At 46.3% G+C, this 20,843-nt stretch carries 16 protein-coding genes; 14 read left to right on the top strand and 2 right to left on the bottom strand.

Annotation, left to right across the window (positions count from 1 at the left end):
* Nucleotides 1-191: 191 nt before the first annotated feature.
* The 4 genes from CRO25_RS18740 (at nucleotide 192) to CRO25_RS18725 (ending at nucleotide 5,886) form a co-directional block, all read left to right on the top strand.
* Nucleotides 192-1,559, top strand: coding sequence for an amidohydrolase family protein (locus CRO25_RS18740; RefSeq protein WP_256863684.1), 1,368 nt, complete (start codon nucleotides 192-194; stop codon nucleotides 1,557-1,559).
* Nucleotides 1,560-2,100: 541 nt separating this feature from the next.
* Nucleotides 2,101-3,540 (top strand): amino acid permease, encoded by a 1,440-nt coding sequence (locus CRO25_RS18735; RefSeq protein ID WP_079696019.1) that lies wholly within the window; start codon nucleotides 2,101-2,103, stop codon nucleotides 3,538-3,540.
* Between the two features lie 312 nt (nucleotides 3,541-3,852).
* Nucleotides 3,853-4,926 (top strand): hypothetical protein, encoded by a 1,074-nt coding sequence (locus CRO25_RS18730; protein WP_079696018.1) that lies wholly within the window; start codon nucleotides 3,853-3,855, stop codon nucleotides 4,924-4,926.
* Nucleotides 4,927-4,953: 27 nt separating this feature from the next.
* Nucleotides 4,954-5,886 (top strand): tyrosine-type recombinase/integrase, encoded by a 933-nt coding sequence (locus tag CRO25_RS18725; RefSeq protein ID WP_072732885.1) that lies wholly within the window; start codon nucleotides 4,954-4,956, stop codon nucleotides 5,884-5,886.
* A 411-nt stretch (nucleotides 5,887-6,297) separates the two neighbouring features.
* Here CRO25_RS18725 and CRO25_RS18720 read toward each other — a convergent pair whose 3' ends face one another.
* The gene (locus CRO25_RS18720; protein ID WP_063564963.1) at nucleotides 6,298-7,227 is read right to left on the bottom strand and encodes an L-lactate dehydrogenase; all 930 of its coding nucleotides are present in this window, start codon (nucleotides 7,225-7,227) and stop codon (nucleotides 6,298-6,300) included.
* 312 nt (nucleotides 7,228-7,539) lie between these two features.
* Here CRO25_RS18720 and CRO25_RS18715 point away from each other — a divergent pair, with 312 nt between their 5' ends.
* The 9 genes from CRO25_RS18715 to CRO25_RS18675 all read left to right on the top strand — a co-directional run bounded on the left by CRO25_RS18715 (nucleotide 7,540) and on the right by CRO25_RS18675 (nucleotide 17,011).
* On the top strand, nucleotides 7,540-8,817 hold the full coding sequence (locus CRO25_RS18715) for a hypothetical protein (protein WP_079696017.1): 1,278 nt from the start codon (nucleotides 7,540-7,542) through the stop codon (nucleotides 8,815-8,817).
* A 135-nt stretch (nucleotides 8,818-8,952) separates the two neighbouring features.
* On the top strand, nucleotides 8,953-9,162 hold the full coding sequence (locus tag CRO25_RS18710) for a hypothetical protein (protein WP_079696016.1): 210 nt from the start codon (nucleotides 8,953-8,955) through the stop codon (nucleotides 9,160-9,162).
* A 447-nt stretch (nucleotides 9,163-9,609) separates the two neighbouring features.
* Entirely contained in the window at nucleotides 9,610-10,704 is a 1,095-nt protein-coding gene (locus CRO25_RS34165) for a collagen-like protein (protein WP_306291817.1), read from the top strand.
* 213 nt (nucleotides 10,705-10,917) lie between these two features.
* A complete protein-coding gene (locus CRO25_RS18700; RefSeq protein WP_053781910.1) occupies nucleotides 10,918-11,310 on the top strand; it encodes a DUF2500 domain-containing protein in 393 nt (130 codons plus the stop codon).
* A 182-nt stretch (nucleotides 11,311-11,492) separates the two neighbouring features.
* Nucleotides 11,493-12,242: an SDR family NAD(P)-dependent oxidoreductase gene (locus CRO25_RS18695; RefSeq protein ID WP_079696014.1), complete on the top strand. Its 750-nt coding sequence runs from the start codon at nucleotides 11,493-11,495 to the stop codon at nucleotides 12,240-12,242.
* A gap of 204 nt (nucleotides 12,243-12,446) precedes the next feature.
* On the top strand, nucleotides 12,447-14,132 hold the full coding sequence (locus tag CRO25_RS18690; protein ID WP_256863683.1) for a hypothetical protein: 1,686 nt from the start codon (nucleotides 12,447-12,449) through the stop codon (nucleotides 14,130-14,132).
* Nucleotides 14,133-14,291: 159 nt separating this feature from the next.
* Entirely contained in the window at nucleotides 14,292-14,714 is a 423-nt protein-coding gene (locus CRO25_RS18685) for a cell wall hydrolase (protein ID WP_063563952.1), read from the top strand.
* An 18-nt stretch (nucleotides 14,715-14,732) separates the two neighbouring features.
* Complete coding sequence (gene gerQ / locus CRO25_RS18680) at nucleotides 14,733-15,224, top strand: spore coat protein GerQ (RefSeq protein WP_063563951.1); 492 nt, start codon at nucleotides 14,733-14,735, stop codon at nucleotides 15,222-15,224.
* 215 nt (nucleotides 15,225-15,439) lie between these two features.
* Nucleotides 15,440-17,011, top strand: a complete 1,572-nt coding sequence (locus tag CRO25_RS18675) for a sigma-70 family RNA polymerase sigma factor (protein WP_079696012.1) — start codon at nucleotides 15,440-15,442, stop codon at nucleotides 17,009-17,011.
* 166 nt (nucleotides 17,012-17,177) lie between these two features.
* Here CRO25_RS18675 and CRO25_RS18670 read toward each other — a convergent pair whose 3' ends face one another.
* Complete coding sequence (locus CRO25_RS18670) at nucleotides 17,178-19,034, bottom strand: alkaline phosphatase (protein ID WP_218670783.1); 1,857 nt, start codon at nucleotides 19,032-19,034, stop codon at nucleotides 17,178-17,180.
* Nucleotides 19,035-19,415: 381 nt separating this feature from the next.
* Here CRO25_RS18670 and CRO25_RS18665 point away from each other — a divergent pair, with 381 nt between their 5' ends.
* Nucleotides 19,416-20,732: a hemolysin family protein gene (locus CRO25_RS18665; RefSeq protein WP_064638226.1), complete on the top strand. Its 1,317-nt coding sequence runs from the start codon at nucleotides 19,416-19,418 to the stop codon at nucleotides 20,730-20,732.
* Nucleotides 20,733-20,843 lie beyond the last annotated feature (111 nt).

The following is a 20,843-nucleotide window of genomic DNA, read 5'->3' as shown; positions in this document are numbered from 1 at the left end:
GTGATTTGCGGTACTTTTCGACAACCGGGAAATGTTCAATGGTTTTTTGTAATCAAAATTGAATGTTTCCATCCTCTTCTATATAATAGTTATATACTTAAAATATTTCAGCTAGTCATTTCATCATCAGAGATTAACATCCGGGATTCAAGCGTATATTCAACAAAAAACAATGATTGGAGATGTGTCTTGTGGGGACAAGTTATCTACTGAAAAATGGTTGTGTATTGTCTATGGATTCGTCGGTGGGTCAGTATAAACGGGCGGACGTTCTTATTGAGGATTCTCTTATAACTGCTATCCGGCCCGACCTGAGTTGTATTGAAGCGGAAGTAATAGATGCATCGGAGATGATCATACTCCCTGGACTTGTAGATACGCACCGGCATGTATGGGAATCACTTGTAAAAACAGCGGGAACCAACTGGTCACTTCCGGTCTATCTGCAGAATCTCTACTATGGAGCGATGGGAAGTAAACTCCGGCCACAAGACAGCTATATCGCCAATTTGCTCGGTTCTTTGGAAGCGCTTAATGCAGGAGTGACCACGGTGCTTGACTGGAGTATGCCGTATTCCCCGGAGCATACGGATGAACTGATTCGCGGACTTCAGGATGCGGGTATTCGGTCGGTGTTCGCTTATGGTCTACCGGGTGAGACGCCCTACTGGAACAGAGAGAGCAAGCTGACGTATTCGAATGATGTGAGAAGAGTCAAGGAACAGTATTTTTCTTCACGGGATCAGCTTCTCACGTTCGGCCTTGCAATTCGTGGTCCGGAGTTCAGCCATTGGGATACCACAGTGAAGGAAATTCAGCTTGCTCAAGAGCTTGATGCGATATGTTCAATGCATGTTGGCTTTGGAAGCTGGGGATCCGTAGATCGTTCGATAAGTAAAATGTATGAGGCTGGTTTACTGAGCCCAGGTCTGAACGTCGTACACGGAAATACGATGGATACGGATGAGTATAAAATGTTGGCCGATAGCGGCGCCTCACTGTCCGTCACACCAGAAGTAGAGATGATGATGGGGCATGGGTATCCGGCAACGGGGTACTTCCTTGAAAATGGAGGAACTCCAACGCTCGGAGTCGATGTTGTAACATCGACGGGTGGGGATATGTTCTCCCAGATGAAATTTGCACTTCAAGCTGAACGTTCCCGTGAAAATGAACAACTTTTGCTGCAGGGTGAAATGCCTGGCGAGCTTAATCTTCAATCCAGTCAAGTTCTAAGATTTGCAACTTCTGCTGGGGCGAAGGCTCTGGGACTTGAGCGGAAGATCGGTACACTTACGCCAGGTAAAGAAGCAGATCTGATTATGATCCGAACCACCGATCTTAACTTGTTCCCGGTGCATGATCCGGTTGGAGCCATCGTTCAATTTGCCAATCCATCCAATGTGGATACCGTGTTTGTAGCAGGTCGGCCGGTGAAGCGCGAAGGCAAGCTGCTGCATGTCGATCTGAACGAGGTTCGGCGGAAGGCTTTAGACAGCAAGGAATATCTGCTATCTCAATATCAGATGTCGGATGCAGAGCGAATTGTATTTTCATAAGTTAGATGATCCGTGTGAGTGAAAGAGTGATTCTCTTCCGGAATGAATAGAGTGGATGTTCTTATCTGGCTTATAGATCTAATGGCGTTACAAGTGATGGGCCGCATAGGAATATGCGGCTCTTTGGCGTACCTGTTCATGGTACGTCATGACAGGGGAGCAAGCGATAAACCGCAAAAAGAGGCGAAAAGGCACTGTATTGCACAGTTGCATGTAACAACAAGTTTATGATGTTTTGGTAAAGGAAAAAGCTGTTAAAAAACTGCGCATAATATAAATTATACGCAGTTTTCTTTTAAATCGATTTTCATATTCTCCCCTGTCCAACAGATCATGATAAATTTCGTCGAGAACGCACAAAATATACCTTCACCCAAAAATAAATTTAACAAAGCAACGCGACAAAGTGTAGAAATCGATAGATTTTTGTAGTTGATCGGTAAGATAGAACAAAGGACTTTTTCATAGAACAGATGACTCAAACAAAATATTTGAAGTAAAGAGACACTTTCATCATTTTCAATACGAGAGGAAACTGTGTATGAACCAAAACCAGAATCGATCTTCCCTATTTAGAAAAAAACCGATTGCCACCGGAGATAACGAAAGCAACATGTTGAAGAGGGTTCTGGGTCCGCTTGATCTGATGACCCTCGGGGTAGGTGCGATCATCGGTACGGGTATCTTTGTATTAACTGGTGTTGCTGCCGCAAAATATGCAGGTCCCGGTTTGGTACTTTCTTTTCTGCTGGCAGGTATTATCTGCGCTTTCGCTGCATTGTGTTACTCGGAGTTTGCATCCAGTGTGCCTGCTTCAGGAAGTGCGTATACATATAGCTATACCGCTTTTGGCGAAGTCATTGCCTGGATTCTCGGATGGGATCTTATTCTGGAGTATGGATTTGCAAGTGCGGCTGTTGCCAGCGGCTGGTCTGGATATTTTCAAACGTTATTGTCTGGATTCGGGTTGCAATTACCCCATGCGCTCACTAGTGCATTTAGTCCTGAAAAAGGAACCTATTTTGATATCACCGCAGCGGTGATTACGTTAATCATTACATTCCTGCTCACCCGAGGGGTGAAAGAGGCTGCTCGTGCCAACGGAATCATGGTAGCGATTAAAATTATCGTGGTGCTGATCTTTATCGGTGTGGGTGTGTTCTATGTGCAGCCGGATAATTGGCAACCGTTCCTTCCGTTTGGTATTTCAGGAGTAACCGCAGGGGCGGCAACGGTATTTTTCGCTTACATTGGTTTCGATGCGGTCTCTACTGCTGCGGAAGAGGTGAAACGTCCTCAACGGGACTTGCCAATCGGTATTATTGCATCTCTTGCGATCTGTACCGTGCTTTACATCGTTGTATCGTTGATCCTGACAGGGATTGTACCTTATCACATGCTGAATGTGAGTGATCCGGTTGCCTTTGCCTTTGAATTTGTGCAGTTGAAAGGATTGTCCTGGATTGTTTCGCTTGGAGCGATTACGGGAATTACTACGGTATTACTTGTTATGATGTATGGTCAGACGCGTTTACTTTATTCCATGTCACGGGACGGACTATTGTCTCCGGTATTTTCCAAAGTCAGTGGCAAAAGCCAAACACCTGCTACGGGGACTTGGGTTGCTGGGATCATCGTCGCTTTATTCTCGGGATTCATCTCACTTGGCCATCTGGCAGAGTTGACCAACATCGGAACACTGTTTGCTTTCGCGGTTGTAAGTCTGGGAATTATCGTATTGCGTAAAAACAACCCGGAACTGAAAAGGGGATTCCGCGTACCTTTCGTCCCATTGATTCCTATTCTGAGTGCTGTTGGTTGTATGTATCTCATGACACGTCTTGCAGCTCTGACCTGGATTACGTTCTTCGGGTGGTTAATTATTGGTTTAATCATCTACTTTGCCTACGGTCGTCATCACAGTCATTTGAATCCGGCACGGCGTATATCGGAGACGTTCAAAACAACAAAGGGGAAATAGCTGTCATAGCTGATTTCTAAATTTTAGAGATATCGTGAAAGGTTAGTAAATTAATTTGTCACACTGAAACTATACGTTAATAGAGTCAACTGCATTGTCTCATACTGCATCGCCAAAGCGGCGCGGTATGGGGCTTTTTTTGTGAGAGCAGTACGTGTAATGCGAAAAAAATGGTAATATATAAGGTTATATATGGGTATCTAATAAGTAATACATCTATCCTTGTGAGCGGAACCGGGGTTGCGGTCAGGGCAAATATGACATATATTTGGGGGTGTGACATGCCATCAGACATAGGAGAGGGGATGTATCATGAACACACCATTACATACCAATCAACATCACCATAATTCGAATTTCGGTTTTGCATTGGCTGACTCAGCCGTACTTGCCGAGACAAAGCTAATCCTTTCACATCCAGATGACACAAACAAATTTCAATTGGATATTGATCCGCAGCGCCGTTTGAAGGATGGACGCAAGGTATCGGTTGTTGCGCAGTATATGGATGCACCGCCGGATCGGCAAGATGCCATTATCATATATGGGGAGGAGCTGGGATTTGTACAATATGCAGTTACCCTGCGACCAGACAGTACATGCTCACTCACTCCCATTGAAGGAATAGATCATCCGATCGTATTGAATTTGGGTGACTTTGCAGAAGGGGAGTACGAGCTGCGAATTTCACTGCATGTCAAAACACCCCGCATCGCAGAGGGACCACTGGAGCCCGAGCAGCATGCCATGGTGAAATATGCTCAGGTGGTAACTGTTGCGATATGTCTGTTTCCAGCCGAAGTTGTGCAGATGAACGAAGTACCCGAGACGGTCTGGACACGGGATAATCATGTGTTTGACTCGTACGGTAGTGGTGGCTTTATTCTCGCAGATCTGCCTCGTATGGCGAAACGTGTAGAAGATCTGATCGGTTCTGGAAGCCATAATCTGATTGAACAATTCAGTGAGGGTGACCTTTCGGACACCTTGCTTGAGGAAGGTCTCATGGCGATTGCCTGGGGAGTAACACCTTGGTGTTATTCGATATATTCGGCTCCGGATGAACATTCGAGAACTATACTTTCGGTAGACAAGCTGGGTGAGGAACCTCAGACCACGGGAATATACCGTGTGCATCCTGAAATTAAACAATTAAGTATCGTGCCGGTAAACGAATTGGCATACTGGCCATCCTGTGCAGAGAAAGCGTGGCCTGTAATTGATGTTCCGGGTGAAGGCGAGACGTTGCGTATGGACTTGTATGTTCAGATCTGTGAATCAGTGAATGGACTGCACGAAAATCCACTACCTTCATTTGTACTCACCCGCAGTGAGGGACAACCCGAAGCGATCATTCCACTAATCGATGTCGTAATTGTAGATTAATAAATAGAAGTGTGGTGACGAACACAGATGATGACCGAAGAGATCCAGGAGCAATACGCGGATGAGCTTGAAGCTTTTCACATATGGATGAAAGATGCGGGCTACACGGGACATACGGTAAAATCATACACAGGTGATGTTGCCGAATTTCTCGTCTCAATTCATGGAAAGTCACTGGAGCAGGTCAAAAAACTTCATGTGTTATCCTTCTTGTCCCGAGCTCGGGAACGAGGGGTAAGTGACTCGACACGGAATCGGAAACACGCAGCGGTGAACTGTTTTTATAAGTCATTGATTGAGCTTGAACTGGTTACCAATAACCCCGCTTTCGGAATCAAGAAATCCAAAACCGAGCAAAATCGGGCCCCCGTCTTCCTTGATGAAAGCGGTTTGGAACGATTTTTGCAATCGGTCGAAGGCAAGTATCGTACACGAAACCTGGCTATTTTTCTGCTCATGGGATACATGGGATTGCGGGTCGGAGAGGTACATGCCTTGAACTGCAAAGACTATAATGCGGAACGACGAACGCTGGACGTATTCGGTAAGGGCCGGAAATGGCGTACACTACCTGTGCCTGAGACGGTTGCCGAACTGTTATCCCAGGCTCTTCAGGAGCGGCTGGACCCATGGCGGGCGAAGGAAGAGGCATTATTCGTCTCGCAAAAGGGGAAACGATTGTCGATTCGCAGTATTCAGCTTATATCGACCGAAACCTTTGAACGCTTTCAGCAGGAATCAGCCTCCAATCAGCGTGTGAACTACTCCAGTCATAAACTGCGTCACTCATTCGCGACCATGATGCTTAGACGTGGAGCAGATCTGCGAACGGTTCAGGAGTTGCTGGGTCATTCCTCCATTCAAACCACCACAGTTTACACCCACGTGACTAGCCGGGAGAAGGAGGAAGCGATGGCCTTGCTGGATGTAAAACTTCCTGCGTTTGTGGCTGATATGTAAAAGATAAGCTTTGTTTATATAATAGAAGAAAGTAATGATAGAAAAGCCTGTCCACGTGACAGGTTTTTTGTAATTTCATGGTAGAGTAGTATTAATACATTTAATGGAAATATGAGAGGTGATCTGAAATTACAAAATAATTCCGTTTTTATTGTTACAGAATAATTATTATGTAAACTTAAATTGAAATCAATGTTTACTTTTCTTTTCCATATGAAATAGGGTGATATACTACCCAGACATTGACCTTCAATTGAAACTTAACGATATACAACAGTGTAAGCTATTAATAAGACCAAAGGACCACTCGCATCTTCGCAATGAAGATACAGGTGGTCCTTTAGTTATACAACCTTAACGCTATTTAATCATTATTAAATAACGTGATTAGTCACAGGCCTGGAATTGGATTTACTCCAGTCCGGCAATCTGTTCCTTCAATTTGTTGGCAGACGCTTGGAAAGCGACTTTCTCCGTCTCATTCAAAGGAAGTGGCAGAATCTCACGTACACCGTTGCGATCAACTACACATGGAACACCCAAATATACATCGGATACGCCATTGTAATCTTCCAGCAATGTGGAAACGTTCAGTACGGAGCCTTCATTGCCCAGAATGGCAGCTACAATACGGTCCAAAGCGAGCGCAATTGCATAGGAAGTGGCACCTTTGGCATTAATAATCTCATAAGCTGCATTTTTGGTCCGGTCGAAGATATCTTGTTGTGTTTCTTCATCCAGATCCAGATTCGTTCCTGCAACGTTGGCGAGACTCCATACCGGTACTTCGGAATCGCCATGCTCCCCGATAATATGAGCGTGAATACTGCGTGGATCAATTCCTTTGTTTTTACCAATAAGATAACGGAAACGTGCGCTGTCCAGCAAAGTACCAGAACCAATTACGCGTGAAGCGGGCCAACCGCTCTGTTTCCAAGAAGTATAGGACAAAATATCTACAGGATTGGTTGCAATCAAAAGAATACCATGGGAATTAACCTCAGTAATACGTTCAATGATCTCTTTGAAAATGCTTGCATTTTTCTTCAGTAGATCAATGCGAGTCTCTCCTGGTTTTTGGGAAGCACCTGCAGTAATAATAATGATGTCTGCGTCTTTGCAGTCGGAGTAATCGCCTGCCCATACTTTAACGCCTCCGGTAAATGGGAGACCGTGGTTCATATCCAGCATTTCGCCGGTAGCCTTATCATGATTCACATCCACAAATACCAACTCGGACGAACGCTGTCTTAACATCAGCGTGTATCCCGTTGTTGTTCCCACCGCACCCATGCCTACAATAACGACACGACTTGGTTTGAGCGCTGCACTGTTTACCATTTTCATATCCTCTCCTTTTTGGGGTATACTTCCATCCATATTAAGGGATAAGCGTGCGAAAAGCGAGCCATGTCTATAAACTTTTTCACATTTCATGTCTTTTTACGGAGGATTTCGTCGAAAACCTGGTTTATGTTTTATACAAGAAACAGATGCAGTAAAATGATCGCTGTCTGCTTCCAGAGAGTGGAGATGAACCTTTTCGACAACGTTTGTGGTAGAATAGGAGCAGTGGATTCAAATGAATCGTAAAAACAACATGAATGGACAGGCATGCGCGCCTGCTTATTGGATGAGAGAGGTGGAAACCACTTGCGTTCGCAATGGATCAAAATCGCGCGGACAGCATTGCTGTCTATCGGTATAGCTGCTCTGCTGGCGGCTTGCACCGATTCGGGAGAGACCCCGGTGGCAGAGCCGCCGCAGGAGCAAGAAGATAACGGGAATATGGGCCAGACCTTAACTGTTGTTCCCCCCGCAAACAGTACACAAGCTTCGGATACAGCCAAATATCAAATTCAGACCCGTTTAACCGATTTCCAGTTGCTTAATGGTAACGGTGGATTAGCGTGGGGAGTGACGCGGAACGCCCTGCGTCTGTATTATACTCAGGATCAGGGAAGTACCTGGACCAACATCTCACCTTCGGAAAATGTTCAGTTTCCGGCTAATCCGCAATATGGACAAAGCATTTATTTTGTAGATAGTACACATGGATGGATTGTTCGTGAAGGAATGGGCGGAACAGATACGATGGTGCTGCGCACGAATAACGGTGGAGCGAGTTGGAGTCTGTCCTCCTTATCGAAGACGGATAAAGTGACGGCCATTACATTTGTTTCTCCTGAAAAAGGCTGGATACTGACAACAGTGGATACTTCCATTGGCAAGCAAGACAAGAAATTGTATCTTACCGAAGATGGCGGTATTACCTGGAATCAGATGACTTCGAGTGACGAAGATGGTAAACCAGCATCTGCAGAGATCCCTACACGGGGTTATTCCACGGGGATGACGTTCTCGGACTCGGATCACGGGTTCTTGACCGCTCTAGAGTTCGGTACGCCGAAATTGTACGTTACAGCGGACGGTGGCCAACATTGGAAGGCGGGCCCGTCATTCTTTGACCGAAATAAATTTAACGGATGTGGTAATTTTAACATCAGCTCGCCACAGTTTTTTGGACGGGAAGCTCAAACAGCCTGGATGTCGATCTCCTGTTCTCAAGGGGAAAGCACCAAGTTCAACGGGTTTTTCACAACAAATGGCGGAGAGAGCTGGCAGTTATCAACGTTCAGTCTGAATAAACAAACCGGAATCAATCGCGGTCTGACTCCTACATTTCTAAATCCCTTGGAAGGCTGGGTCATGCAGAAAGGCAAGACTTATTACACGAAAGATGCCGGCAAGACTTGGAAAGCACTTCCTACAAGTGAAGTATTGGAAAACATTCTTAAAGAGTACCCTGAGATCGTCAAGCTCCAAATGGTTTCTTCGAAACTAGGCTGGATTTTGGTCGAAAATACAGATGCCAAAAGATCACTGTTGCTGCAAACCGTAGACGGCGGTGTGCGTTGGAAAGTACTATAACTGCGTTCGCATAAAACGTCTTAAGAAAAGGAACCTACGGGTTTCTTTTCATTTTAATTACTTTGTGAATTAAATCACAATAAATCCCTTCAAATGATGTTATATTGAATTCAAGAAGAGATGGGAGTGATGAACATGAGAACGAATGAACAAGCTCAATTCACGCAGGCGGACGAGTTAACCAGATACATGCTCCAATTATGCTACACATGTGATGATGCCAACCGTTGTACCACTGAGGAAGAAGTCAAAGCCTGCATGGCGAAAAACGCACAGGCAGATGAACCGGAGCAAGCGGATGGTGGAGAAGTAACACGCGGATTCATGGATCTGATGTACGCTTAGACTCATAGAAAAAGTGTCAAATGTTCTGATTAGGACAGTCCGATTATTAGGAAACATCTCCAAGCGGGGATGTTTCTTTTTTGTGCGGATTTCCTCTTGATTATGGAATCAAAATCACGAAAGAGATTTATAAGAGAAAGATAAATAATTGGTCAAACATAATAAATCAAAACTATATACTATCACGATCAGAGCCATTTTTTAATTTTAGTCATCTATAATCGGGCTAATCTACCATGTTAATAGCCTCTTTTTCCTAAATATAGGTTGTAGTTTAGTTGAATATGGTTTTTCGTCCATACACCAAACTAACTACATACGTACGTTAAACTATGTCTATAGGGAGGTGTCCACACGATGAGCAGTTCAGAAGAGAAGAAGCGATCTAAGAGAAAAAAGGTAACGGTATGTCCTTGCAAATCTAAAAGAAAAGATTGCAAAGTGAGGGTGGCTAAAAAAATAGTTCAGGTAAAATGTCCGCCACCTAAAGTGAAAATTATTACGCCTACGGTTACGGGTCCAACAGGACCACAAGGTACTCAGGGCGTACAGGGAATTCAAGGCCAGCAAGGGGTGCAAGGACCACCTGGAGCTCAGGGTCCGGCTGGAGGCCCTCCAGGTCCACAAGGACCTCAAGGTCAGCCTGGACCAGCGGGAGCCATGGGTCCACAGGGGCTGGCTGGTCCAGCCGGACCGATGGGCGTGCAGGGTATTCCTGGGGAACAAGGACTTGTGGGTCCACAAGGACCTCAGGGTGTGCCGGGCCCAGCTGGTGCTATTGGACCGCAAGGCTTTCCCGGTGCGACTGGGGCCACGGGCGCAGCTGGAGTGGCAGGTCCAGCGGGGCCTACCGGAGTGACAGGTGCAGCTGGAGTGGCAGGTCCAGCGGGTGCCACCGGAGCCACGGGTGCTGCAGGAGTGGCGGGTCCAGCGGGCCCTACCGGAGTGACAGGCGCAGCTGGAGTGGCAGGTCCAGCGGGTGCCACCGGAGCTACGGGTGCTGCAGGATTGGCAGGTCCAGCGGGGCCTACCGGAGCGACAGGCGCAGCTGGTGTTGCAGGTCCAACAGGTGCCACCGGAGTAACGGGTGTTACTGGAGCTACAGGTGCAGCCGGAGGCGTTCTGGGATTTGCTGATTTCTTTGCGCTGATGCCTCCTGATAATGCGGCAACAGTTGCTCCAGGCACGGATATCAGCTTTCCACAAGATGGCCCTACGAGCGGAACGACAATTACTCGAACGGGACCTAGCTCATTTAATCTAGCGGCAATAGGCTCTTATCTTGTATTGTTTCAAGGAAGTATGAACGAGGCTGGGCAACTTATATTGACACTCAATGGCGCTGATCTCGCCTATACCGTAATCGGTCGGGCAACAGGTACAACGCAAATGCCTGGGATGGCTATCGTGCAAACAACAGTAATTAACTCCATACTGACTGTACGAAATCCAGCTGGAGAATCAACGGCACTAACCATGACCCCCCTTGCCGGCGGAACAAGACCTGTATCGGCACATCTGGTTATTACTCAATTAGCATAGAGAGGGGATAGGTACTTCAACTGGGATAACGTTCATTCATCAAGGCGCTATCCCAGTTGGTGCCAAGGAATTCATTAGGAAGATCAGCATTGATATGTTAATACATATTGGATTTGAATCCAAATAACAAGTTCCCTGTTAACGTGCATATATATTACTGAAGACGGGTCAAGACTCCGGCTGTCCTAGGTTTGATGAACGGAGGGGAGAGACATGGGCATTGAATCATCCTGGATGTTTGATTTTTTTGGAACCGTCTTTCCGGTAGTATTTGTCCTGATTATAGGTATTGTTCTTCTGTCGGTAGGGAAAGAAGTATGGAGATGGGGTCGCAATAACTCAGAGCCTCTGCTTACCGTACCTTCACGTATTACCAGCAGGAGAATGCAGATGAGTCAGTCGCACTCTGAACCAGGAAGTACAGCACGTACGCATTATTACATCACATTTGAAGTGGAGAGCGGGGATCGTCTCGAATTCAAAGTGAATGGTGATGAGTACGGCTTGTGCGCCGAGGGAGATGAAGGTCGACTCTCTTTCAAGGGAACGCGTTATGTAGGCTTTGAACGCTACAATCGTTTGTATTCAGAGCGTGTACGCGGATAAACCGGCTGGCTTGCGCCATAGTGGCGTAAGCTTTTTTTAATTCTTTTATGGACAAGCGTTTCTTAATGGGGCTAACGTGTTTTTATATAAGAAGAGACTTTATTCAATTTGTGGTCCATGTTCGGTGAGTTGATGTAGACTTATGTGATGAATGGACCATCCCAATAGAGGAGGAAATGATGATGTCATTTACAGATCAAGTCGTGGTTGTGACGGGAGCAGCCCAAGGAATCGGTCGAAGTGTAGCTGAGGCCTATGCGGTTGCAGGGGCTAAAGTCGTACTTGCCGACTATCAGGAAGCAGAAGGAGCTGCTGCGGCAGCTTCGATTCGCAATGAAGGCGGAGAAGCCATCTTTGTCCAGTGTGATGTACGTCAAGAGAAGGATATAACCAACCTCATTCAAACGACAATGGATGAATTCAAGCAGATTGATGTGCTCATAAACAATGCGGGTGTCTCCAAATGGAAGTCTCCCTATGAGCTAACGCTGGAAGAGTGGGACGATATACTCAATACCAATGTGCGAAGTTGCTTTCTCGCAAGCCGGGAAGCGGCCAAACATATGAAACACAACGAAAATGGTGGAGCGATTGTAAACATGGCCTCAACACGTGCGTTGATGTCAGAACCGGAAACAGAGGCCTATGCTGCATCCAAGGGTGCGATCGTGGCGTTAACACATGCGATGGCCGTATCCTTGGGTAAAGACAAAATTCGGGTCAATTGTATCAGTCCGGGATGGATTGAGACAGGAAATGTGGAGAAATTGAAGCCAGAGGACCATGAACAGCACCCGGCAGGGCGTGTAGGTGTTCCTTCGGATATCTCCCGCGCTTGTTTATATTTGTCCGATCCGAGCAATACCTTTGTCACAGGGACCAACCTGATTATTGACGGGGGCATGACCCGAAAAATGATATATGAGGACTAGTACCGGGATTTCTCCGGTCAATTGTAAACTTTTGAAAACATAGCAGAAATAAGCCCAAGTTAAGCACTTGGGCTTATTTGTTTTTGGTAACTCGGTTGCTATAATAAATGTGATTTTACCACAGTACAGGAATGGAGGGAGAATATGTTCGGGAACTCATCCCGGAAAGTGTTTTGGTTATTACTGCTGATTGGAGGGATTATAATGACAGGCTTTGAATCTACTGCTGAGGCTGACGCAGATATAAGAGCAGCCTGGGTATGGCAGGCCAAGTCTGTCAGTGATGGAGGAAATGAGCTGCTGGACAATGCAGCTAAACATAAGATTAACAGACTGTATGTGAATGTGGATATGAATCTGTCAGAGGATGTCTATCATACGTTTATATCCAAAGCCAGCAAGGCTGGAATTGCAGTTGAAGCTCTGGGTGGAGATCCGTCATGGGCAGTGAGTGGTCGTGAAGGTCCAATGCTCAAGCTGGCGTCCTGGGTAAGTAATTATAACCTGGCTGCAAAGCCGGAAGAGCGATTTGACGCCATTCACCTGGATATCAAACCTTATGTACTGCCACAGTGGAAAGAAGATGCCAAGCCGCTGGTCCAATCCTGGGTTGTCAATATGAAGCTCTTGCTGGAGCAGGTGAAGCAGGCTGGGGCGGTTGAAGTGAATGTCGACTTGCCTTTTTGGTTGGATTCTTACACGGTGACGGGTGGCAGAACTACTGACGATGCGGATAACGAGTCGTTGTCACACTGGTTTATCGGACAATTTGATCATATTACGCTGCTCGCTTACCGTGACAGCGCGCAAGGAAACAATGGAATTATACGTTTGGTAGAACAGGAAATGATGTGGGCGGACGCCAGAAATGGTTCTATTACCGTTGGGGTAAATACCAAGCCTATGCCTGGGGAAGAGTTCACGACGTTTGCCGGAAAAGGCGCTGCGCAATTGGAGAGTGTCATAAAGGAAGTGGCGTCTGCATTCACAGATCATGCTTCCTACGCAGGTTCAGCTGTGCATGACATCGTGTACTGGGGGCAGCTGGAGCCAGAGGAAGTACCATTACCGGAGAATCCATCCAATCAACCGGAAATCCGGGGAACCTATATCTGGCAGGCTTCTCAAGTTACGAATGACGGTGGAGATCACATTCTGGAGTTCGCCAAAGAGCAAAACATTAATTGGTTATACGTCCGGCTTGATTTGGATCAACCGTACTCCAGTTATCGCAGTTTTGTGAAACGCGCACAGGCTCAAGGTATTGAGGTTCATGCCATGGGCGGCCATCCAATCTGGGGTAAAAAGGAAAATCGGCCACGGATACAGCGCTTGATCGATTATGTGAAAAATTATAACGCCGAATCTGAACCGGATGAACGTTTTAAGGGAATCCATCTCGATATTGAACCATACACCTTACCTGAATGGGAAAATGATCGGGATACACTGCTGACCGAATGGGCTTCCAATATTGCTTATTTCCATGAAGAGACGAAAAAGGACAGCGATCTCGAAACGAGTGCCGATCTGGCCGTTTGGCTAGATACGTTCCCGTTACCGGGAAGAGACATGTCTGTCAGTGAATACATGATCACAACACTGGATCACATATCTCTGATGGCATTCCGTAACATCGCTGAAGGCTCCAATGGAATTGCCGACGTCGTCAGTCAGGAAATGAAAATTGCGGATCGTTTGGGTAAACCACTGTTGATCTCGGTGGAGCTGAAAGAGAATTTTGAAGGTAGACATATTTCATTTTATGATAAGGGAGCAGCGGAAATGGAACGCCAGCTGGCACTGCTTCCCGATCTGTTAAGCGAGTATAAAGCCTACAAAGGCAATATCGTACATGCTTACGATTACTGGATTCAAGCCAAGCCCTGAATAGGCAGGTTATATAGGAAATGTTATGTCTCGGGACTTCACATAGGGTGAGGTTCCGGGCTTTTTTTATGGGAAAAAGATAAAATCGTGTCACCGAATGGGCATCTGCACAATACGATATACGGTGATGAAGAGGTTCAACAAGGGAGGAAACAGGATATGGCTGTTATTAAAGCCAACTCGGAAGACGTCAAGCTGCTCGCTAGACTGATGAGAGCGGAGGCTGAAGGTGACGGCGAACAAGGCATGCTGCTTGTAGGCAATGTGGGTGTAAACCGGGTGCTCGGCGATTGCTTGGATTTCGGTGATATTCGGGACATTAATCGAATGGTGTTTCAGAACCCGGGTGGCTTCGAATCTACGCAAAAGGGATATTTCTACCAACGGGCAAGACAATCGGAAATACGCTTGGCACAGCGTGTCATTAATGGTGAACGCTTCTGGCCAGCCAGCAACTCCCTGTGGTTTTTCCGTCCGGTGGGAGAATGTCCGCCAACCTGGTATGACCAGCAAAATACAGGCCGCTTCAAGGCGCATTGTTTCTTCAGTCCGACAGGCGAAGACTGTCCAACCGTATATTAAATTTTGGGAGGAATCATTATGATTAACCAGCCTTATCAACCAACACAGGTTATGGGCCAACAGGCCAATTCGCAAGTCCAAGGAACATCATATAAAATCGGTAACGGTATGCCGATGATGTCCCCAACACCAGGCATGGTTTCACCTAGCTCCACAGGCGTACCACCGCTTGTATCAAGCGGTGCTCCAATGACACCTACGGGTGGAGTTGTAACCACAACTGCGCCACAGTTTGAACAATCCTACATCGAAAATATTTTACGGCTTAACCTGGGGAAATGTGGAACATTCTACATGACATACGAAGGTAACAAAGAGTGGAATGCACGCATTTTCCAAGGCATTCTGGAAGCCGCTGGTCGTGACCATATCATCATCAGTGACCCGAACAGCGGAAAACGGATCATGCTTCTGATGGTCAATTTCGACTACGCTACATTCGATGAGCCGTTGTTGTATCAATATCCAGGTGTGATCGGAAACTATCCGCAACAACCGAGCAGACGTTAATCTGTAGGAAAAAAAGAACATAATATAATACGGCCATACAGAGGCTGTCTTGAATGCGGATGTTATTCCGCAAACGGGGCAGCTTTTCCTATATGATGATAAAGAGCATAATCAAATAGAAAATTAAATATAAGCAGAAGTAACCTTTTTCTCAAATCAGGGCACTTAAAGATAAATACATCAAGCAGCAAGCGCACAGGAAGGAGCAAAACATATTGAAGACATGGATCGATGGAGCAATCAATGGCGAAGCCGAGGCATATGAACAGCTGGTGACGCAATTTCGCGGGATGGCACTGGCTGTCGCCTATCAAAAATTAGGGGATACGTTCCTGGCCGAAGATGTAGTACAAGAGGCATTCACGGAGGCCTTTGCGAATTTGTCCAAACTGGACAATCCTGATGCTTTTCCAGGGTGGTTCAAAGTCATCGTGGAGAGACAGTGTTACCGTCAAATGAGGCGTAAGCAGCATGGCACCGTCCCGGTCCTGGAGATTCAGGATGTAATTCAGGAAGAGGATCAGGCTCATAATCCTGAAGAACAGGCTTTGAAAGGAGAGGTGCATCGCCTCCTGCGCGATTCGATTTCCATTTTGCCAACTTCCATGCAGCTTGCTGTTGAACTCTTTTATTTTCAGGGCTACTCGCTCAAGGAAATGTCGGAATTCCTTGGGGTTAATGTTCCGGCTCTGAAGAAACGGTTGTATGATGCCAGATCCAGGCTCAGACGTTCATTGCCTGTGGCCGATGTGATTTCAGTATTTAGTGATTTATACGAAGGAGGAAAAGGGATGCTTCACATTATGAATGGTGACCATGCGGCAGATCGATTAAGACAAAGCGGGATTCAAGGTGAAATTCTGGTTTGGCGAGAGCTTTATACATTTGGACCGATAACAAGAAATATGAGGAATGAGAAGGATCGAAGTGAACGTGCACAATATTTGGAGCAGCACTTGAGTATTCCACAGACTGAATATTTGAAAATCAAGGAACTTGAGCAGACACTTAAGTCATTCCATCAGCACGAAGAGATCGTCCTATGGTTTGAGTATGACCTCTATGATCAGGCAATGCTATCGTATTTGCTGCACTATTTCAAGGAACAGGACCTGAAGAATACAAAGCTGAATCTGTTATGCATCGATACCTATCCGGAAATAGAACATTTTCGGGGACTTGGGCAACTCACACCCTCACAGATCGGACGTTTATCAGGTACCTGGCATGTGATGGGGGCAGAGGAAATCCAGGCTGGCAGCGAGTTTTGGGGAGCGTATGCATCATCTGACATTCAGGATCACAAGGACTACTTACTGAAAAATACATCGGTGCTCCCTTTTGCACAGGCTGCATTCAAGGCCCACCTGTCCCGTCTGCCTTCTGTATCGAACGGACTGGGCATAATTGAGCAATCCACACTGGAGGCCGTAAGAGAGGGCGTGGATAGCCCTTATGCATTATTCAAGCATGTTGGAGACCAATTGCATATCTTGGGAATGGGTGATCTGGAGTACTGGTCTCATCTGAAGAGAATGACGGAGGAACCTCATGCTTTACTTCAATTAAGTGGTGTACAAGCTTTTCCTAACTTCCAGCAGCATCATGATGAATTCCGTCACGGTGTCTTGTCTTTGACCGAACTCGGTATTCAAGTGCTGAATGGAGAAGCAGATTGGGCACTATTAAGACATGATACATCTTGGATTGGCGGTCTTCAGATTGGCAAAGGGGAAGACACGCCGTGGCGCTGGGACACCGTTAATGGGAACGTAGTGATCCTATAGAGAATAAGTTGGCATCAGAAACAGAATAAAATTAGTAGAAGCAGTAAAGCGAAGCTTTAAGTAAACATGCTAGCTAATCCTCATCATAGATAAAATTATGAAAAAAGAGTATCCCGCCATGCCTGAGCATGAGCTAGGATACTCTTTTGTTAGTTCAACCGTTATTCTACTTGGACGCATCCAACTTCAATGCAGTTACCATCTTACGGAACACATCCGTATTATCGAGATAGCCGGAGAACAGACGGGACCCTGGTCCCGAGGCATTGATTGGCACATCGTCGAATGTGTGGACTTCCTGGCCTTCATCATGAGGCAGGTTACCCGTGTAGTGAACACCGTCCGGGTCTTTGTCCGGGTTAGCGATATACCATGTTTTGTCCTTCACGTTAGGGTCCTGAATGGTAGGGCTGATTGGTACCGGATTAGCAAGATAGTCCTCATTGTTATCCGGCATATTGCCCCAGCCAACAGCAATCTTCCACTCGGAATCCGGATTATCCGGGAAGCCATCTCCGTTTGCATCCACATACGTCGGGAACTTGGAATCAGCATATGTGCCGATCAATTCACGGAGTTCGTCGCCCGATTTACCTTTGGCGGCTTCCGTGTTATACGTTCCGTTGAGGGTAAGGGAATGACCATGGTCGGATGTGACGATAACGAGCGTATCCGGGTGTTTCTTCGCATATTCCTTAACCCGACCAACCGTTTGATCGAATTCAATTGCATCCCATACGGAACGTTCAAAATCCATCGTGTGAGCCTGTTTATCAATTGATGCACCTTCGACCATCAGGAAAAATCCGTTCTTGTTCTGTTCCAGCACCTGAAGGGCTGTGTCGGTCATTTCCATCAACGTTGGCTGATCTGTATCCTTGCCCACAATTTCTGCATTGTTAGGTTGAGTATACTCCCGGTCATAATATACGTTCATGTTGCCTTTGCGGAATAATCCAAGCAATGATTTGGTAGAGGCAGACTTGTCCAGATTCGTTGCATCTGTAACATAGGTATATCCTTCTTTTTTGAACTCCTCCACAATATTGCGTCCATCTTTGCGTTTTCCACCGTCAGCTGCTGGAAGGAACCACTCCAGTCCACCGCCCAGAATTACATCCGGTCGATTGGCTTCATTCAGATACATGCCGGCGATCGCTTCTTGTTCTCCGCGCTTACGTGTATGTACAGCCATCGCAGCAGGTGTCGCATCTGTCACATCCGCAGTCGTTACAAGGCCGGTAGCCATTCCACGTGTCCGTTTCACCAGCTCAACGATGTTTTCCACCTTCGGATCGTCAAAAGGGTCTGGTGTATTATCTGGGTAGACACCCTCGGCATTTACAGCTGTTTTGTGACCGGTTGCATAAGCGGAAGCACTATTGGCGGAATCGGTGACGATGGAATCCATGCCAGACGTGGTGACCATACCCATGGCATCCATTTGTTCCATCTCCAGCCAACCCTTGAATTTGCCTTCGTTAATACCCTTGGATACAACACGTGCGGCGGTACGAATATTGGCACTCATGCCATCGCCGATCATCAGAACGACATTTTTGGCTTGCTCACCGTTTGTCAGTGTGGCTGTGTCTTTGGAAGGATCGAACACTTGGTATACGACCCGTGAATATGTACGCTTGCCTGTAGCAGTCGTTTCGGCGGTTACCACGATGGAATCGCTCTCTTTGAAGGCAACATCCCGTATGGTGTATTCTGTACTCAGGTCGGTGCTGGTTGTCCATGTTCCGGACTTGCCGAAGTATTTGTCCGGTGACAAACCATTAACTTGAATTTTAATGTCTTTCGAATTCAGCTTGGCACCGTTCAGCTCAACCCGGAAATCCAGCTTTTGGCCTGCGAGAATCTGAGCGCGGTCGATAGGTAAAATGGTAAATGCGGCCTGGGTCGTCTGTAGCTGGGCAGATACGGGTTCAGCATGGACCTGCCAGGGCACTGCTGTGATCGCAACAGCCGCGCTGAGTAGTAGAGCATTCCATTTCATAGCATGATGGCTTTTCAATGTACATACCTCCGGAATCAAAAATTGTTGTTCTATTTGGAAGTATATCGCTGAATGATTAACTGAGCGTAAGAGAAAAGTTAAACTGTAAGCAAGAAGATGCATATATTTGTTAGTAAAACGTAAAAAAAACTGCGTATTCGGTACATTTGTTAATGAAATAGCCTGTATGCATCATTTCGTTGTCATAGGACACGGATTGACTGTGTAGTGTAGAATTATATAATAAAAGAAGCATATCCTTGTCATTCGACAGAAGAAGGTGGAGGTGAACGCATTGGGAAGTTGAAACTGCATATGAGCGGCAGAATGGCAAATATCCTACATTTTCGAAGGAGGTGGACCTATTTGCCGAAGAATGACGGCGAATAGGATGATAATTTGAGTGACCCCTTACCAAGTATATTAAATTTATTTTTAATTGCTTTGCTTGTATTGATGAATGGTTTCTTTGTCTCGGCAGAATTCGCGATGGTCAAAGTTCGTGGTAGCCGGATTGAAGCTTTGGTGGAAACAGGCAATAAAAATGCGATTTATGCTTCCAATATTGTACGCAACATGGATGCTTATCTATCCGCGTGTCAATTGGGCATAACGCTTGCTTCACTTGGACTCGGTTGGCTGGGAGAGCCAGCGATTGCTCACCTGTTAGAGCCCGTGTTTACTGCGTTTGGAATGGGTCCGGTATACGTACACGGAATTTCCATTGCGATTGCTTTTGTTATTATTACGATTTTGCATATTGTACTCGGGGAACTTGCTCCCAAGACGATGGCCATCCGCAAATCAGAGACGATCACGTTATGGTCTGCGGCGTTGCTTACGTTCTTTTACAAATTAATGTATCCCTTTATATGGGCATTGAATGGTATGGCGAATAGCCTGCTGAGAGTGTTTCGCATGGCACCGGCCTCGGAGCATGACTCAGCGCATAGTGAAGATGAAATACGCATTCTGATGAAAGAAAGCAATAAGAGCGGTTTAATTGACAATACTGAATTGGCACTTGTTGATAATATATTTGATTTTACGGCAACAACCGCCCGTGAAATTATGATTCCGCGGACGGAAATGATCTGCCTGAATGCCAATCAGTCCATGCTGGAAAATCTGGAAATTGCCAGTGAAAGCATGCGTACCCGTTATCCGGTTTATAACGGTGACAAAGACCATATTATCGGTTTTATTCACATTAAAGACCTGATGCGATCTCAGCTTACAGATACCATCTCGGTGATTCGGCCGATTCTCGCAGTACCCGATTCCACTCCCATCAGTGACCTGCTCAAGCGGATGCAACGTAGCAAGACACAGATTGCCATCCTGATTGATGAGTACGGAGGAACCTCCGGCCTTGTAACGCTTGAAGACATCATGGAAGAGATTGTGGGCGAGATTCAGGACGAATTTGACCAAGAGCGTCCATCAATTGAGAAAGTGGATGAGATGGAATATTCCATTGACGGCCTCATGCTGATTGAAGAGGTTAGTGAACGCTTTGGGCTGGATATGGACCGGGCGGATTATGATACGATTGGCGGCTGGTTATACTCCAGAGTAGAGGCCATCCCACCAGAAGTGGGGCAATCGGTAGAGTATGGTGGATATGTCTTTGTTATTCAAGAGACCGAACATAAGCGGATTTCACGTGTGAATGTCATTAAGCTGGAACTGATGGTTGAAGGCGAAGGAGCCTGATCCAAGGTATTATTTTTGGAGACAGGAGATCCGGTCTATTGAGAAGCCGTACGGTGGAATATTTCACTGTGCGGCTTTTTGTTTACCCTATAATCGTAGCATGCACGGCTG

The organism is Paenibacillus sp. RU5M (assembly GCF_900221055.1).
Taxonomy (GTDB): Bacteria; Bacillota; Bacilli; order Paenibacillales; family Paenibacillaceae; genus Paenibacillus; species Paenibacillus marchantiae.
The sequence above is the reverse complement of the archived record's forward strand: the minus strand, read 5'-3'. Positions and strand labels throughout refer to the sequence as shown.

What these genes read in the sequence shown, in the direction of transcription:
- CRO25_RS18735 (WP_079696019.1), top strand. Translation starts at nt 2,101, where the DNA reads ATGAACCAAAACCAGAATCGATCTTCCCTATTTAGAAAAAAACCGATT.
- CRO25_RS18730 (WP_079696018.1), top strand. Translation starts at nt 3,853, where the DNA reads ATGAACACACCATTACATACCAATCAACATCACCATAATTCGAATTTC.
- CRO25_RS18725 (WP_072732885.1), top strand. Translation starts at nt 4,954, where the DNA reads ATGATGACCGAAGAGATCCAGGAGCAATACGCGGATGAGCTTGAAGCT.
- CRO25_RS18720 (WP_063564963.1), bottom strand. Translation starts at nt 7,227, where the DNA reads ATGGTAAACAGTGCAGCGCTCAAACCAAGTCGTGTCGTTATTGTAGGC.
- CRO25_RS18710 (WP_079696016.1), top strand. Translation starts at nt 8,953, where the DNA reads ATGAGAACGAATGAACAAGCTCAATTCACGCAGGCGGACGAGTTAACC.
- CRO25_RS18700 (WP_053781910.1), top strand. Translation starts at nt 10,918, where the DNA reads ATGGGCATTGAATCATCCTGGATGTTTGATTTTTTTGGAACCGTCTTT.
- CRO25_RS18695 (WP_079696014.1), top strand. Translation starts at nt 11,493, where the DNA reads ATGTCATTTACAGATCAAGTCGTGGTTGTGACGGGAGCAGCCCAAGGA.
- CRO25_RS18690 (WP_256863683.1), top strand. Translation starts at nt 12,447, where the DNA reads ATGACAGGCTTTGAATCTACTGCTGAGGCTGACGCAGATATAAGAGCA.
- CRO25_RS18685 (WP_063563952.1), top strand. Translation starts at nt 14,292, where the DNA reads ATGGCTGTTATTAAAGCCAACTCGGAAGACGTCAAGCTGCTCGCTAGA.
- gerQ (WP_063563951.1), top strand. Translation starts at nt 14,733, where the DNA reads ATGATTAACCAGCCTTATCAACCAACACAGGTTATGGGCCAACAGGCC.